General features: G+C 49.9%; 14 protein-coding genes. 4 read left to right on the top strand and 10 right to left on the bottom strand.

Annotation, left to right across the window (positions count from 1 at the left end; genetic code table 11):
• Nucleotides 1–56: 56 nt before the first annotated feature.
• The 9 genes from IM638_11085 to IM638_11045 all read right to left on the bottom strand — a co-directional run bounded on the left by IM638_11085 (nucleotide 57) and on the right by IM638_11045 (nucleotide 10,994).
• On the bottom strand, nucleotides 57–1,262 hold the full coding sequence (locus IM638_11085) for a transglycosylase SLT domain-containing protein (GenBank protein MCA6363573.1): 1,206 nt from the start codon (nucleotides 1,260–1,262) through the stop codon (nucleotides 57–59).
• A complete protein-coding gene (locus tag IM638_11080; protein ID MCA6363572.1) occupies nucleotides 1,259–2,350 on the bottom strand; it encodes an undecaprenyl/decaprenyl-phosphate alpha-N-acetylglucosaminyl 1-phosphate transferase in 1,092 nt (363 codons plus the stop codon). The genes IM638_11085 and IM638_11080 overlap by 4 nt, the downstream gene beginning before the upstream one ends.
• A gap of 634 nt (nucleotides 2,351–2,984) precedes the next feature.
• A complete protein-coding gene (rfbC, locus tag IM638_11075) occupies nucleotides 2,985–3,527 on the bottom strand; it encodes a dTDP-4-dehydrorhamnose 3,5-epimerase (GenBank protein MCA6363571.1) in 543 nt (180 codons plus the stop codon).
• An 11-nt stretch (nucleotides 3,528–3,538) separates the two neighbouring features.
• Nucleotides 3,539–5,992 (bottom strand): polysaccharide biosynthesis tyrosine autokinase, encoded by a 2,454-nt coding sequence (locus IM638_11070; protein MCA6363570.1) that lies wholly within the window; start codon nucleotides 5,990–5,992, stop codon nucleotides 3,539–3,541.
• 11 nt (nucleotides 5,993–6,003) lie between these two features.
• Entirely contained in the window at nucleotides 6,004–6,801 is a 798-nt protein-coding gene (locus tag IM638_11065) for a polysaccharide biosynthesis/export family protein (protein MCA6363569.1), read from the bottom strand.
• Between the two features lie 47 nt (nucleotides 6,802–6,848).
• On the bottom strand, nucleotides 6,849–8,036 hold the full coding sequence (locus tag IM638_11060) for a glycosyltransferase (protein MCA6363568.1): 1,188 nt from the start codon (nucleotides 8,034–8,036) through the stop codon (nucleotides 6,849–6,851).
• Between the two features lie 296 nt (nucleotides 8,037–8,332).
• Nucleotides 8,333–9,982, bottom strand: coding sequence for an ABC transporter substrate-binding protein (locus IM638_11055; protein MCA6363567.1), 1,650 nt, complete (start codon nucleotides 9,980–9,982; stop codon nucleotides 8,333–8,335).
• A gap of 80 nt (nucleotides 9,983–10,062) precedes the next feature.
• A complete protein-coding gene (locus IM638_11050; GenBank protein MCA6363566.1) occupies nucleotides 10,063–10,509 on the bottom strand; it encodes a hypothetical protein in 447 nt (148 codons plus the stop codon).
• Nucleotides 10,509–10,994, bottom strand: coding sequence for a DUF4920 domain-containing protein (locus tag IM638_11045; protein MCA6363565.1), 486 nt, complete (start codon nucleotides 10,992–10,994; stop codon nucleotides 10,509–10,511). Before IM638_11045 ends, IM638_11050 begins: the two co-directional genes overlap by 1 nt.
• Before the next feature lie 221 nt (nucleotides 10,995–11,215).
• Between IM638_11045 and mtaB the strand changes: the two genes are divergently transcribed.
• From mtaB to IM638_11025, 4 genes are read left to right on the top strand one after another with little or no spacing between them, the layout of a single operon-like run.
• Nucleotides 11,216–12,565, top strand: coding sequence for a tRNA (N(6)-L-threonylcarbamoyladenosine(37)-C(2))-methylthiotransferase MtaB (gene mtaB / locus IM638_11040; protein MCA6363564.1), 1,350 nt, complete (start codon nucleotides 11,216–11,218; stop codon nucleotides 12,563–12,565).
• Between the two features lie 28 nt (nucleotides 12,566–12,593).
• A complete protein-coding gene (locus IM638_11035) occupies nucleotides 12,594–13,841 on the top strand; it encodes a prolipoprotein diacylglyceryl transferase (GenBank protein ID MCA6363563.1) in 1,248 nt (415 codons plus the stop codon).
• On the top strand, nucleotides 13,838–14,656 hold the full coding sequence (locus IM638_11030) for an inositol monophosphatase (protein ID MCA6363562.1): 819 nt from the start codon (nucleotides 13,838–13,840) through the stop codon (nucleotides 14,654–14,656). Before IM638_11035 ends, IM638_11030 begins: the two co-directional genes overlap by 4 nt.
• Before the next feature lie 59 nt (nucleotides 14,657–14,715).
• On the top strand, nucleotides 14,716–15,486 hold the full coding sequence (locus IM638_11025) for a 3'-5' exonuclease (protein ID MCA6363561.1): 771 nt from the start codon (nucleotides 14,716–14,718) through the stop codon (nucleotides 15,484–15,486).
• A 53-nt stretch (nucleotides 15,487–15,539) separates the two neighbouring features.
• Here the strand turns inward: IM638_11025 and IM638_11020 are convergent.
• Nucleotides 15,540–15,845 (bottom strand): hypothetical protein (locus tag IM638_11020; protein MCA6363560.1); only part of this gene is annotated, 306 nt, incomplete at its 5' end.

Here is a 15,845-nt window from a genome sequence, read left to right as displayed (position 1 = left end):
ACACTGGTTCTTCATAACTGCCGTGCGGCGTATAACGGGCAGCCTGAATTAATGAATCAGCGTTTGGGTATTACTAATTGAGTTCCTCTTACAGGCTGTTGTTTCGCATCCGCTTTATTTGCCTGTATCAACTCATCTGCCCTCATCCCAAAGCGTTGCGCCAGTTTGTCCCACGTATCCCCTTCCTGCACGGTGTAAAGCGGCGTGCGGGAAAGGCTGTCGGCCAGCACATCGTTGGGTGTAACATATTTCGATGAGTCGATCGTTGAGCCTGTTTCGGCTTGTTCATCCAGACCATAAAGTTTCACACCGTTTCGGGGAAATAACAACGTATATTTCTTTTTGTTCGGGTTATTCAGGCTGCTTTTGAGCAGCCAGGGGTTCATGAGTTTTAAAATTTTATAGGTCGATTTTTGTTTAATTGCAAATGCCGCCAGATCAGTAATGGACGAATCAACCGTAATTGCGTAGGTGGGAATTGGCGGGTACAAATCGCCCGCGCGAAGCTGATAACCGTAAGCCTTGGGGCGGGAAAGGATTTCTTTTACGGCAAGGATGCGGTAAATGTAGCGGGCGGTTTCTTCGTTGAGGTAAAGATCGTAGTAGCTGCCTGACTTTTGTTTTTCAAGCTGTTTATCCACACCACCCATGCCTAGGTTGTAGGATGCCGCTGCAAGTGTCCAGTTATTATAACGTTTGTAGGCATCTTTAAACAGTTCGCAGGCCGCCTGTGTGGCTTTTTCCACATTGTAGCGTTCGTCCACTTCCTCGCTTATTTCAAGGCCATAGTGCTCGGCAGTGCCGGGCACAAACTGCCAGAAACCGGCAGCCTGCTGGGGCGAAACCACATTACTGAAACCGCTTTCCACCACCACCACATACTTCAGATCGTCGGGCAAACCATTGCGTTTAAGAATGGGTTCAATAACCGGAAACCAGCGGTTGGCTTTTTTATGAAACAGCACCGTTTGCGATTGCCAGTAGGTATTCACCAGCAACTCACGTTCCAATGCCTCACGCACCGTGAAATCGTTTACCGGAACCTGCTCACCACAAAAGTTAAGGTCTTTGGGAATGGTAATACCAAACACCTTGTAATTGGCCACAAAATAACTTCTGTAATCTTCGTCTGAAACCTGTCCGCCGCTCGAAAAATTAAACAGCTTGATAAAAATCATGAGCAGGAACAAAGCCGGCAGGGCCAGCAAATGCCGGTGCCAGCGACGCAGAAAGGCAAATACCTGGTTCCATACGTTTTTCATGACTTTGGGTCTTCGGCCGGAGCGGGTGGTTTTGAATAGCGCGTAATGGCATACAGCGTACCGATTACAAGCAGGGCAAAACCACCAAACAGCAGGATGTGCCACAAGCCCCAATTTACAATCGTTCCCTGCACCACAAAAATCAGCATCATATTTACCATCGAAATACCACAAAAGGCAAGCGCCACCTGCGAGTCGGATAACCCAAGATACGAAAGATGGTGCGTGGTATGATCTTTTCCGCCCACAAACGGCGACTGCCCCCGGCGGATGCGGTTAATAACCACAGAAAGCGTGTCGGCCAGCGGAATCACAAAGGCAAGCGCGGTAATTACAATTCGTTTCGACACAAAGTTGGCGCCACCAAAATCGGGCTGGTTCCAGAAAAAACGGATCCCTACAATGGCCAGCAGAATACCCAGAAACTGACTGCCCGTATCGCCCATATAAAGGCGTGATGGATGCCAGTTGAAAAACAGGAACCCCGCAAGCGCACCAATTACACCAATCAGCAGCATCACCAGCGGACTGGATGCATCATGTGTAACATACAGTGTAATGAGTGCTTCGAGCAAAATAAACAACGTAACACTGGCCGTAATGGCATCCATGTTATCCAGCATGTTTATCGAGTTCATGATCCCTACCACCCAGAACAGGGTCAGGATAATATTAAGCGGTTCCCACTCAAACAGACGAATACTCTGACCGGTGGCAATCAGTATCCAGCCGCAGGCAAACTGAACGGTAAATTTAAGCAGCGGACGTGTGTTGTAGGCATCATCTGCAAGCCCCATCAGAAACGCAAGAGTAATGGCGCCAAGTATGCCCAGCAACTCACTGTCGAGCAAAATAATACCACGTCCGGGAAAAAAGATACCGTAACAGGCCAGCGAAAAGAGAAACAACACATAAAACGTAATACCTCCCAGCGAGGGTTTCTGACGGCTGTTCCAGCGCACCTGATCGGTATTTTCACGTATGCCCAGCGTTTGGGCAAAACGAAGCATAAGCCCGTTCAGCAACACCGATATAAGCATCGTAGCAACAAAAAAACCGGCATAAATCAGTACCAGATAATTATTCATAGCAGGTTTTAAAATCAGGGTACAAAGGTAAGGATTATGAGGCGATAAACCGCCCGTCAATACAATGTGCCGCCCTGCAATAACTCACTGATAAACTGCACTTTAAATATTCACAAGATACCCTTACCCTTTTTTTGATCTTCACCCCGCGTTTTCTGTATTCATTACAGACTGTAAGTTGTTTTTGCATGAAATACACCATCAGCACCCTCATTCAAAAACCGATAAACGAGGTTATCGCTCTTTTCTACAATCCCGACAACCTCCGCCCCCCTTTCCTACATTGCAAAGTACCGAATTACTAAGCGGAAAAGCCGGTGAGCCCCAAGCCAAAACACGCATGCACTTCAAAAACGGAAACGTACCGTTACTCTAACCGAAACCGTTCTCGTACGCAATTAACCGCACGAATTTACCTGTGCATACAAAGCTCACCACATCTGCAATACGGTAAAAACAGTTTCAGTGAAGCCGGCAACAATGCCACACTCTACACAGCGAACAGGAATTTAAGCTGAAAGGTTTTGTAAAAATTATTGGCTGGATTTTGCCCGGTGCTTTTAAAAAGGAAGGCATCAAACACATGATGCGCTTTAAGAGCCTGTTAGGGAATTTGCCGAAAAAACAGTAGTCGTTAAAACGGGCTCTCTAGCGTAGCCAGTGTTTTACCCAGTAAATCTTTTTCAGAAAGTTGCGGATTAACCGCCTGCCAGTCTATGCCAAGTGCGGGATCATTCCACAGCAAACAATCTTCTGATGCTTTGTGATAAATTCCGGCACATTTGTATGCAAAAATGGTATTATCAGCAAGCGTGTAAAAGCCATGCGCAAAACCTTCGGGAATAAAAAACTGGGTTTTGTTTTCGGCGGTGAGTTCAATGGCGAAATGTTGCCCGTATGTGGGTGAATTTTTGCGGATATCAACTGCCACATCCAGCACCGCGCCCTGAATTACACGCACCAGTTTAGCCTGCGCATAAGGTGGTTTCTGAAAATGTAAACCGCGCAATACACCTTTTTGCGATAGCGACTGATTATCCTGCACAAAATCGGCTGTAATACCGGCTTCTGCATAGGTATTGCGGTTCCACGATTCGTAAAAATAACCCCGGCCGTCGTTGAAAACACGGGGCTGAATAATCAGAAGCCCTTCAATGGGCGTGCGTGTTACTTCCATTGCAGAAAAGTTCAGGAGCGGGCAAAAATTCGTTTAATAAGGCTTGATTTTTTTCGCTTCGTATTTTCATCGTAATACCCGTAGCCATAGCCATAGCCGTAACCATAGCCATAGCCGTAGTTATACCCGTAGCTGCGGCGATCCACATCAACACCGTTGAGCACAATCGAAAGTTTGTTAATCTTATTCTCGTTATACAGCCTGTCCACAATCTGAATAAAATTGCGGCGCGAATAATCGGCTCTGAAAATATAAATCGGATAATCGGCACGCTGCAGTGAGGCTATTCCATCAGTTACCAGCCCCACAGGCGGGTTATCAATAATCACCAGATCATACATTGTTTTGAGCTGATCAATCAGCTCGTTCATTTGCGGCGAAATGATAAGCTCCGAAGGATTGGGCGGAATGGGACCTGCAGTAATAAAGTGCAGTGAGTCGATTGAGCTTTTCTGAATGCAGCTTTCCAGCAGGTCTTTACCAATAAGCAGCGTGCTCATGCCTTTTTCGTTGGGCGCATTGAAACCCAAGTGAATTTTCGGTTTGCGCATGTCGAGGTCAACAACAATAACACGCTTTCCCGAATAGGCAATTATGCCGGCAAGATTAATGGCTATGAACGTTTTTCCTTCACCCGAAATGGTTGAGGTAATCGCCATTACTTTCGGACCGGGTTCGTTAGAAATAAACTGTAGGTTGGTGCGCAGTGAGCGGAACGCCTCGGCAATAAGTGATTTGGGGAAACGATCAACCAGCAGCTGCGATACGGGAATATCTTCCTTGTATTTGGGCACAATACCCAATGCGCTTATGCTGGCTTGTGTATGCTTCATTACTTCGTTCAGCGAGCCTATTTTATCGTGAAAAATATAACGCACCACTATAAGCACAAGGCTGAAAACCAGCGCAAGCAACAACCCGGTAATAATGGCCGAACGACGGCTTGGCTCAATGGGCGAACCCGGAATGCGCGCCTTGTCGAGAATGATATGCTGTGCGGTAAAACCGGCTTCGGATATCGAATATTCGGTTTTTTTGTCGAGCAGCATGGTAAAGAACTTCTCGTTAATGTTGTATTGCCGCTGCATGCTGTTGTAATCAACCATATCCTGCCCCGGCGAGGGAAGCTGCGCGCCAATTTCCGTCATTTTCATCTGCACGGCATTGCGGCGTATGCTTGACTGCTGAAGCAGCGTGTTTACACTTTGCACCACAATGTTTTTCTGAATGGCAATCTGATAATCCATTGCCTTCACCGCCTCGCTCGATTCGGTCATGGTGTAAAGCATTTCCTGCCTTTCCACACTAAGGCGGTACAAATTGCCCAGCGGTTGAGAAAGTGTTGATGCGCTTTCGGTTCCGGCAAGCAGGGCCAGCATTGAACGCACATCAATTTGCGGCGAGTTAAGTTTCCCGGCAATCTCTCGCAAAATGGTTTCCTCCAGCTGCAGGGTAATCAACTGGTCTTCGAGATTGCCAAAGCGGTTGAGGTTAAAGGAATTCGATGTTTCGTTGTCACGTATTTTCTTTTTTGCGCGTATTTCGCGCAGCGAGTCTTCCGAGCTTTTCAGCTGAACCTGCACACTGCTCAGCTGGTCGTCAATAAACGCAAGTGCTTTTTTGGCGCTTTCGCTGCGGCGCTCCACATCATAATCAATAAACTCCTGCGCAATGGTAGCCGCCATATCGGCCGTTTTCTGCGCATTACCGTCTCTGAATGAAATGCGGAGTGTTTTTGCTCCTTCGTTCAGTATCATCACCGATACATTGGGCGCATACATATCGGCAAGCGTTTCAGGATCGCGGAGAATGAAGTAGTAATTGTTTTTGTCGCCGCCTTCATTGGCCAGCATCTCGTTGAGTTTATCGCGGTCAATGCTTACCAGCAAAGATCCCTGCGGAAAATCAACCCACACATTATTCACGAACGGACGAGTGATGTTGTTACCGCCCAACGAAAAATTCAACTCACCGGCACTGGTTCCCTTAAATTTTATGTTTATCGGAATACCGTACAATTCGGGCGTTTTCAGGTTGTAATTTACGGTGTAGGCCGAATTGCGGTAATGCTCGTTGGTTTTAAAGGTACCCTGTGCAAAATAACCAACCTGCAGCGGAAGTTTGCTTACCACACGGCGCAGAAACACGCGTGAGCGGATTACTTCAATGGCACTGGCAAGGTCGTTCTGTTCATCAAACTCATAAATACTCTGCACATTAAGCACACGGGCATTGTTGCTGGTATTAATCTGCACCACGGCCGACGATTCGTACACCTGATTGGCATAGCGGAGATACACCCATAAACCCGCCAGCGCAATTGCAAAAAACAACGCTATCCAGAACAACGAACGCCGGGCAATAAATAAAAACAAACCCAGTTCAAACTCACCGCTGAAATTGGTTATTCTTTCGCGGTAGCGGTCTAAACTCTCGTTCTTATCATTGAGTTGCGCCTGCAGCATAGTGTGTCAGATCAAAGGCGGCCAATAAGTACATACAGGGTAAACAGGCTCGATGCGAGTGAAATAATCGGTGTTATTTCGCGCAGCGTGCGGCTGGCCAGCTGTCGGCGCGGTTCCACATAAATAATATCATTCGATTGTACTACAATATTGGCCTGTGCAATATTGTTCATTGTGGAAAGATCTATTTTATAAATCTTGGGCTTGCCCGGATTGCTCGTTTGCCTGATGAGGCGGATTTTGTGGGCTTTACCGTTATCACTGATGCCGCCTGCCTGCGCCAGTGCTTCTACCAGCGTGGTATTGTTGTTGGTGAGCTGTATTACACGTGCCGCACCGGGTTCGCCGGGAAACACAATTACGCGGCGGTTTACCACACGCAAAATGGCAAAGGGCTTTACATAGTATTCTGCGTAACGCTGTTCCAGGTGCAGCTCGGCTTCGCGTATGGTCATGCCTTTCAAACTCACCGCACCAATAATTGGCAGGCGCGTTACACCGTCATAATCAAGCTGGTATTCAAACCCCTGTCGTACTATGGCTGCACCGGCAGGACTTGCACTGCTCAGCGAAGCAATGTCGATGAGCTTGAAACCGTCGTTGGCAAAAAGCCGAAAGTCGATAATATCGTTTCCGTTCAGCTTGTACTCCCGCGTGTAGGTCGAGGCCGAATCAGTACTCAGCGTATCGAAAGGAAACTCCTCATCGGTAGCAAGCATGATGTTGGAGTTAATGGTACGGCACGAGGAAAGAAAGCCAAGTGCAACCAAACAAAGCAAAGCAATAAACGAAAAAGGCGACCGGATCATAAGTGCGAGTACGGGTGTCGGAATACAAAGCTAATAAAAAAGCCGTATTACGTGTTGTTCAGCAGGCGGCGGTAAAGGGCGGCCATGTCGTTTACAAGGCGTGTGTAGTGGTAGCGTTCCATCACGTGCGGCTTTCCGCGCAGTCCCATTTCGCGGCGCAAACCGGTATCGTTTACAAGCCGCAGCAGGTGCGCGGCAAACGTGTCGCTATCGCCGGTAGGCGCAAGAAAACCAGTGTGGTTTTCGTCCACCACATTTTCCACGCCACCCACACGGGTACTCACCACGGGTTTCCCTGCTGCCTGTGCTTCTATCAAACTCACGGGTGTGCCTTCGTTCCACGAACTCAGGCAAACAATATCAGCGCCTGCCAGCACCCGTTCCGCATCCCTGATCCACGAGGTAAAGGTTACATCAGCGGGTGCATCATCGGGTGAAGTGGCAGTCGAAAAGCCCATTTCGCGGGTTTGCTGTTCAAGCGGGTGGCGCATTTCGCCATCGCCCACCACAAAAGCCCGCACAGGCTGGCGGCGCACAGCCATTACCTGTTGCAGTGCGTTAAGAAAAAGTGCGTGGTTTTTTACAGGCACCAGGCGGCCCAGAATTACCACAGCCACTTCATCATCACGCAGCTTCCACTCCTGCCTGAATGCAGCTCGCATCAACCCGCCGGCATCTTCAAAGCGGCTCAGGTCGAAACCAAGCGGCACCACGGTAATTTTTTCAGGCTTGCAAATACGGTGTTCTAAGGCCAGTTCTTCCTTCTGCTTATCACTTATGGCCACAATGGCCGTACTGCGCCGTGCAAGATAACGTTCAATTCGTTTGTACACCTCCGTTTGTGTACGGCCAAAGTACGAGTGAAACACATGCCCGTGAAACGTATGCACCACCACGGGCACCTTACATGCCGATGCGGCCAAACGCCCCAGTGTACCCGCCTTTGAAGCATGCGTATGTACAATGTCGGGCTTGAATTCTTTAATCAGTTTTTTGATGTGCTGGTAGGCCGCACGGTCGTCGGCAATATGTATTGCCCGGCGCATACGCGGAATAATTACCGGTTCCAGTCCAAGCTGCCGCACCATATACTCCGAACTTCCTTCGCTCTCGTCCTTCTCCCCGCCGGCAAGCAGCGTTTCAAACTCCGGCGCAAGATAACGGCTCAGGTAAGCCACATTGTAAGTGGGGCCGCCCAAATTAAAACGGTTTATAAGTCGGAAAATGCGAGGCACAGGTTTCGGTTCAGTGTGCGAAAGGTCGGTACTAGAAAATTATTCTGCAACCGGCACACGATTATTTTTCAAGGGTAGCGAACCTTTCCCGTTTCAAAAAAACACCTGTCCGTGCTTTACGCTCCAAGCCGGTAAAACAAAACGCGCGTTGCACTAAAAACCTGTTTCAGTTTTACCGGCTTTCCTCCCGCAATTACTGCGGGAGCAATCACGCCTGCTCCCACATCTATTGTGGGAGGCTATATATTCATTCCTCCGGTTCAGTAAATAACCACCTGCTCCCCGCCCCCCGCATCCTACTTCATACGCACCCGTTCAAGACTGAGCAGGTTTGTCGGATTCACCGTCAGCCCATCTACATTCTTTTGCACCAAACGCACCACTTCATCATAAAACAACGGCACCACCGGCGATTCTTCCACCAGCAGCTGATCCATTCGTAAAAACAAATCGCGCCGCACACTGTCGTTTTGCTCGGTCAGGCATTGCTCATACAGCTTGTCAAAACCGGCATTTTTAAAGTGCATATAATTTACCCCGTTCGGACTGAAATTTTTACTGTAAAACAACGCCATAAAATTTTCCGGATCGGGATAATCGCCAATCCATGATTTGCGGAAGAAATTCACTTTGCCTTCGGCCACCGCTGTTTTAAACATGGCGGGCTGAAGTATTTCAATTTCGCAGGCAATACTTACTTGTGCAAGCTGGTTGTGAATATCATCGGCAATATCAAGATAGGATGAGGTGGTAGTGAGCTTAATCTTCGGCAAACCTTTACCACGCGGAAAACCGGCTTCGGCAAGCAACGCACGGGCTTTATCGGGGTTGTACGTAAAGCCGCTCAGTTTTGCATTATCGTAGGCATTCATTCCGTCGGGCAGGAAACCGTGTACGGCCGGAGCACCCACATTAAACCGCAAAAAACGTACAATCCGGTCGCGGTTTATGGCGGCATTTATTGCCTGCCTCACCTGCTTTTTCTGCAACGGATTCAGTTGTCCGCCACCGCCATTTCCGTCTATCAGTATGCCCAGATAATCGGTTTTCAGAAACGGGCCGGTTTGCAGCACATAGCGGTTTTTCATTTCCGGCTTCAGCCCCGAACCGTCACGCGCAAGCACAATCTCCTTGTTTATGGCATCAATACCCGAAAGCATATCTTGCTCGCCGCTTAGAAACTGCATAAATGCCGCTTCGGGACTTTTGATAAACGACACATTTACCGATTCGAGATAAGGCAGGCGGCTGCCGTTTTCATCGGTTTTGAAATACCCGTCATGCCTGTCAAGTACAAGCCGCTCTTTTTCTTTCCACACACGCAGTTTAAACGGACCGGTTCCGGCCGGGTGTCGGCCAAACTCATTTTTCCAGTGTTCCGCCACTTCGCGGGGCACTACTGAAAAGTATTTCATGGAAAGCACACCCGTAAACGGCGCAAACGGCTGCCGGAGATAAATTTCGAGAACGGAGTCGTTTACAGCTTTGAAGCCGGTTTCGTTTTTCTCCGGATTGTGCGCAATCATGCTCACCAGCGTGGAGGCATTGGAAATCCGCTTATCAAACAGGCGTGAAAAGCTGTACACAAAATCGCCTGCAGTTACCGTGCGGCCTTTGCCGCCCGCAAACTGCGGTGCATCATGAAACTTCACATCATTGCGCAGTGTAAACCGGTACACAATTCCGTCGTCGCTCACCGTCCATGCGCGGGCAATACAAGGCTTCACACGCAGTGAATCATCCATTTCCACCAGTCCGTTATAAAGCTGGTGAATGGCCCAGTTGTTTTCAAACGAGCCGGAAAGCGCCGGATCAAGCGAGGTGACATCGCCCAGCTCGTTAAACCGGAATACCTGTTTTGTTTCTTTGGTGTGGCTGTTGCCGCAACCTGCCCAAAGGCCGGCCGAAAGCAAAAGTAAAGCAGTGTTTGCGCGCAAAAATTGCATATACAAGTTTACGCCAGTTGCCACGGCAGGTTGCAACCCGCTATGCCCGTAATGCTAACAGGGTTTTCAACAGGTCGGCCTCAGCGCACCTGCATTTTCGCAATCCGCTCAAGCGGGCCGTGACAATAAGCCTGATGGCAGGACGAACAGTTCGTCACCAGCGCATTAAACATTTCTTTCCGGCTGGCTTCGGGCGCGGTGTAAAGGCGGTCGAGCGCACCCAGCCAGCCTCTGGCGTAGGCTTCATAAGGCCCTTGTGCAATGGTGGTGTCGGTGCGCACGGCATTGATGATTTTTTCAAAACCCGCCGGCTTATCGGGAAAAGCCGTGCCGTTTTTCAGCGCCGCACTCATGGCCTCGGCACTTTTTGTCATTTCGCGCATCAGCAGAGCCAGCTCCGAATCGCCGTTCGGATTCAGCGGTTTCACTTCACACGCCTGCTTTTCAGCCGACTTATCCTTGCAGGCAGAAAAAGTCCCGGCAATAACACCAGTTACTGCCAGGACAATCAGAATTACTTTTTTCATTACTTGCGAATGATAACGCCGCTGGCCATGAATGTATATTCATTTTTCGGCTCGGTAATTTTTTCTATTTCCTCTTTGCTGTCGCCCGCATCTTCAGCAAGGTGCCGAAGTTCGTCAACCGGTACAATTTTCTTTTTTACCCAGCCATCTACAACTGCTTTTTTGCCTGATGCATCTTTAGGTACAAAAAACGCATAGTCTTTAAACTTCACACGCATATCGGTTGTGCTGTCTAAAGGCATAATCATCCAGCAGCCCTTTTTCTGACATACATCTACAATTGTACCTTCAAGTTTTACCTGCATGGAATCTTTACCGGCAAGCTGCGCCAGCAATTGATTTGTCTGAATGGCACCATCGGCTGTGATGGTATCACCAAAGTAAGAAACGGTCGTATCGCCTGCGGGCTTTTTATCTTCGGCAGCCGGGTTGTTGCAGGCTGCAAACGCGCCACACAGAAGCGCTGCCAGAATAATGTTTTTCATGGTTTTGGATTATCGTTTTTTATGGTGCTGCAAAGGTATTTAAAGTTTTACCTCCCGCAATGCGGTTTTCCTGCAGTCTGATTTTTCACGTTTACCGGAAATAATACGTTTAAGAGCCTCAAAAACTGTTCAATTGCGGCAACCGGCTCTTTCCTGCACCTGTTCCGGCTATTACTTCCGTTCACGCCCGCCAAACTCCATTTTTCCCTACCTTTGCCCCCATGAATCAGCAGCGAACCGTTGCCTTTCACACGCTGGGGTGCAAGCTCAATTTTTCGGAAACATCGGCCATCGGGCGGCAGCTTCAGGAAGCCGGCTACCGGAAGGTGGAATTTTCTGAAGGGGCCGATGTATATGTAATCAATACCTGTTCGGTAACCGAAAGTGCCGACAAGGAATGCCGCAAAATTGTGCGCGATGCGCTGAGTGTATCGCCTGATGCCGTGGTGGCCGTAATTGGCTGCTACGCACAACTCAAGCCGCAGGAAATTGCCGCCATTGAAGGTGTTGACCTTGTGCTGGGCGCCACCGAGAAATTTCGCCTGGCTGCCTACCTCGACGATTTACAGAAACGCGAGCACGCCGATGTACATGCCTGCGAAATTGAAGACGCTAATTTCTTTGTCGATGCCTGGTCGTTTGGCGACCGTACCCGTGCGTTTCTGAAAGTGCAGGACGGCTGCGATTATACCTGCGCATTTTGCACCATTCCGCTGGCCCGTGGCCGCAGCCGCAGCGATACCATTGAAAACGTGTTGCGCAATGCACGCCACATCGCCACACTTGGCGTTAAAGAAGTAGTGCTTACCGGCGTTAACCTCGGCGATTTCGGCAAAGGAAACGGCGGTGGCAAAAAACGCGACGAAAATTTCTTCGAACTCGCACAGGCGCTTGATGAAGTGGAAGGCATTGAACGCTTCCGCATCTCCTCTATCGAACCCAATTTGCTGAGCGAAGAAATCATACGCTTTGTGGCACAGTCCAAACGCTTTGTGCCGCATTTCCACATTCCCCTGCAGTCGGGTTCGGATAAAATTCTCAAACTCATGCGCCGCCGCTACCTGCGTGCGCTTTATGCCGAGCGTGTGGCCATTATCCGCCAAACCATGCCGCACGCCTGCATTGGTGTAGATGTAATTACCGGTTTTCCGGGTGAAACAGAAGAGGAATTTCTGGAAACCTATCAGTTCCTCAATGAACTGGATATTTCCTACCTCCACGTATTCACCTATTCCGAACGCGCCAACACCGATGCGCTTGAAATGCCCGGCACCGTGCCGGTAAACGAACGCCGCCGCCGCACCAAAATGCTGCGCATACTCTCGGCCAAAAAACTCCGCGCATTTTACACACAACACGAAGGACAAACACGCCCCGTGCTTTTCGAACACGAAAACCGCGACGGCTTCATGTTTGGCTACACCGATAACTACGTGAAAGTGAAAATGCCCTGGAGCGAAACATTAGCCAATACGCTGCATAACGTAGTGCTTGGCAAAGCCGGCGACGATGCTTTTGTAAACGCCACATTGGCACAAACCCAACCTGTATCTGAGGCCCTGACGCATTAACAGCGTTGCAGCCACCATTATTCGTTTTATGTACGCAACCATTTACCACGCCGTTTACGACATTTTCGGAGTTCAGCTTCCGGGATTAATGCTGGTGCAGAGTTTTGGCTTTTTTGTAGCCATCGCCTTTCTGGCCTGCGCCTACGTGTTTGCCCGAGAACTCAACCGCCGTGAAGCCAAAGTGCTTACCGTGCGCAAACACCGCAAGGTTGAACTGGGAAAAAAGCCCGGCTTTGGCGATGTGTTCGGCACAGCCCTCTTTGGCTTTCTGATCGGCTTCAAATTCATGGGCATGAGCGGCGAAGTGCCCGAAGATTTCAGTCCGCAAAACTTCATGTTTTCGCTCGAAGGAAGCTGGATCACCGGCTTTGTAATGGCGGCACTGTTTGGCGGCATTCACTGGTGGATACTTAACCGCAAAGCACTGCCCGAACCCAAAACCGTGGTTGAAGCCGTGAAACCATCAGAACATGTGGCAAACATGACACTCATTGCAGGCCTCTTCGGGTTTCTGGGTGCCAAAATTTTTCACGTACTCGAAAACATCCCCTCCTTTACCGGCGAAAACGGCAGCGAACGTCTTTCCGATACGCTCTTCTCATTTTCGGGCCTTACCATGTATGGCGGTTTAATTTTGGGCAGCATTGCGGTGCTTGTGTATGCGCGCCGCCACAAAATGCGCCTGCTGCATGTAATGGATGCCTGCGCGCCCGGACTCATGCTTGCTTATGGGGTTGGCCGCATTGGCTGCCACGTATCGGGCGATGGCGACTGGGGCATTGTAAACACCGATCCCATGCCCGGATGGCTCAGCTTTTTGCCCGACTGGATGTGGGCTTACGACTATCCAAACAACGTAAATCAGGTGTGCAACCCCTGGCCCGGCTACGATCCGCACTACGCCGAAACACTATGCAATTTCAGCGAAACACCGCACCTCGTGCTGCCGGTGTTTCCCACCCCGCTTTACGAAGCCATCATGTGTATCAGCATTTTCATTCTGCTTTGGCGCATACGTAAAAAGTTTGCCGTGCCCGGTTTGTTGTTCAGCATTTACCTTGTGTTTAATGGCACCGAACGTTTCTTCATCGAACTCATCCGCCAGAACGAAATCCTTTTCCATATCGGAAGCTGGGGCGTTACACAGGCCGAAATGATTGCCTTCGGACTGGTGCTTACCGGTGTGCTGGGTATTTGGTGGACACGCAAACGGTTTGCCGCACAGCCCGAAGAAGCAGCGCCGGTTGACGAAGCCCCCGAAACTGCAAACACATGAGCACGCTTACCCGCGAAGCACTGGCCGAACTGTGTGCCTCTGTACAGATAATCAGCATCCGCGTGGGTGCCTTTATTAAACAGCAGCGCGAGGTGTTCAAACGTTCGGACGTGGAGGAAAAAAGCCACAACAACCTTGTGAGCTATGTGGATAAAACCGCAGAACAACTGTTTGTGGATGCACTTGCACCGCTGCTGCCCGAAGCCGGTTTTATTACCGAGGAAGACGATAAACGCGCCACGGGAAAAGTATATAACTGGATTATTGATCCGCTCGACGGGACGACCAACTTTGTGCACGGCGTGCCCTGCTACGCCACCAGTGTTGCACTTGCCGAAAACGGCGTGCCCGTGCTGGGCGTGATTTACGAAATTGGGCAGGATGAATGCTTTTACGGCTGGCGTGGCGGCGGAAGCTGGTGCGGTGGAAAACGAATTTCCGTTTCACCAACCGCTGAACTGCGCAGTGCCCTGCTTGGCACCGGCTTTCCGTATTACGATCATGGCCTGCTCAAACCCTATCTCGCCCTGTTCGAAGACCTGCTGCAATGCACCACCGGCCTGCGCCGGCCCGGCTCGGCAGCTACTGATATGGCCTATGTGGCCTGCGGACGCTTCGATGCGTTTTACGAATACGGCCTGCACAGCTGGGATGTGGCCGCAGGAATTGTGCTTATCGAAGAAGCCGGAGGCGTGGTAAGTGATTTCGAAGGTAATCCAAACCCGATTTCCGGAAGCCGCATTGTGTGCGGTACGCCCGGTGTACATGCCGCACTGATTCAAAAAATAAATCACTATTTTCCCGCTGTACACTGAGATTTGTCAGTCATCACAAACTAATTTCCCAATCATTTTCGCCAAATTTGTAATCACGTATGACGCTTCTCCGCCTCCACCGCCCGCTGGCATTTATCGACCTCGAAACTACCGGACTGAACGTAGCTGCCGACAGGATTGTGGAAATTGCCATTTTGCGGGTAATGCCCAACGGCGACCGCGATATGAAAAGCATGCGCATCAACCCGGGCATTCCCATTCCGAACGACAGCACGGCCATTCACGGCATTACGGATGAAGACGTAGCCAATTCGCCTTCGTTTCGTGAGGTGGCCAAACAGCTGGCCGCATTTCTCGATGGCTGCGACCTGGCCGGATACAACTCAAACAAGTTCGACATTCCGCTGCTGGCCGAAGAATTTTTGCGTGCCGAAGTAGAATTTGAAGTGGCAAACCGCAAGCTGGTTGATGTACAAAATATCTTCCACCGCATGGAGCAGCGCACACTTGCCGCTGCCTATCAGTTTTACTGCGGCAAACCGCTCGAAAACGCACACGCCGCTTCGGCCGATATTACTGCCACCTGGGAAATTCTCGAAGCCCAGCTCGAACGCTATCCTGACCTGAAACGCGACACCGAATTCCTTGCCGACTTTTCCTCTCGTACCCACAATGTGGACCTTGCCGGACGTATTGTACGCAACGCAAAAGGACAGGAAGTTTTCAACTTCGGAAAACACAACGGCAAACCGGTTACCGAAGTGTTTGAAAAAGAACCATCGTACTACAACTGGATGATGGACGGCGACTTTCCGCTTTACACCAAAAAAGTCATCACGCAAATCAGGCTGAGGATGAAAACAAAATAAAAAGTATGTATTCATTTACAGAAATACCAATCCCAAAATTTCATCGTATCCCGCTACCCGATTACGATGTGTGCAGGAAGCGGCATTTCTTTATTTGCCCAATTATTAAAAAGCCATTGATGTTGAAAAACATGAATGGCTTTTTTGTTGCTCTTTCCCCGGTGGCTGAGCCTGTCGCGGTGGCTGAGCTTGTCGCGGTGGCTGAGCTTGTCGAAGCCACCGTTCCCTCTGTTTCCCAGGTGGCTGTGCCTGTCGCGGTGGCTGAGCTTGTCGCGGTGGCTGTGCCTGTCGCGGTGGCTGAGCCTGTCGCGGTGGCTGAGCTTGTCGAAGCCACCGTTCCCTCTGTTTCCCCGGTGGCT

Source organism: Bacteroidota bacterium, from assembly GCA_020402865.1.
GTDB lineage: Bacteria > Bacteroidota > Bacteroidia > Palsa-965 > Palsa-965.
This window is presented reverse-complemented; position numbering and strand designations above follow the sequence as displayed.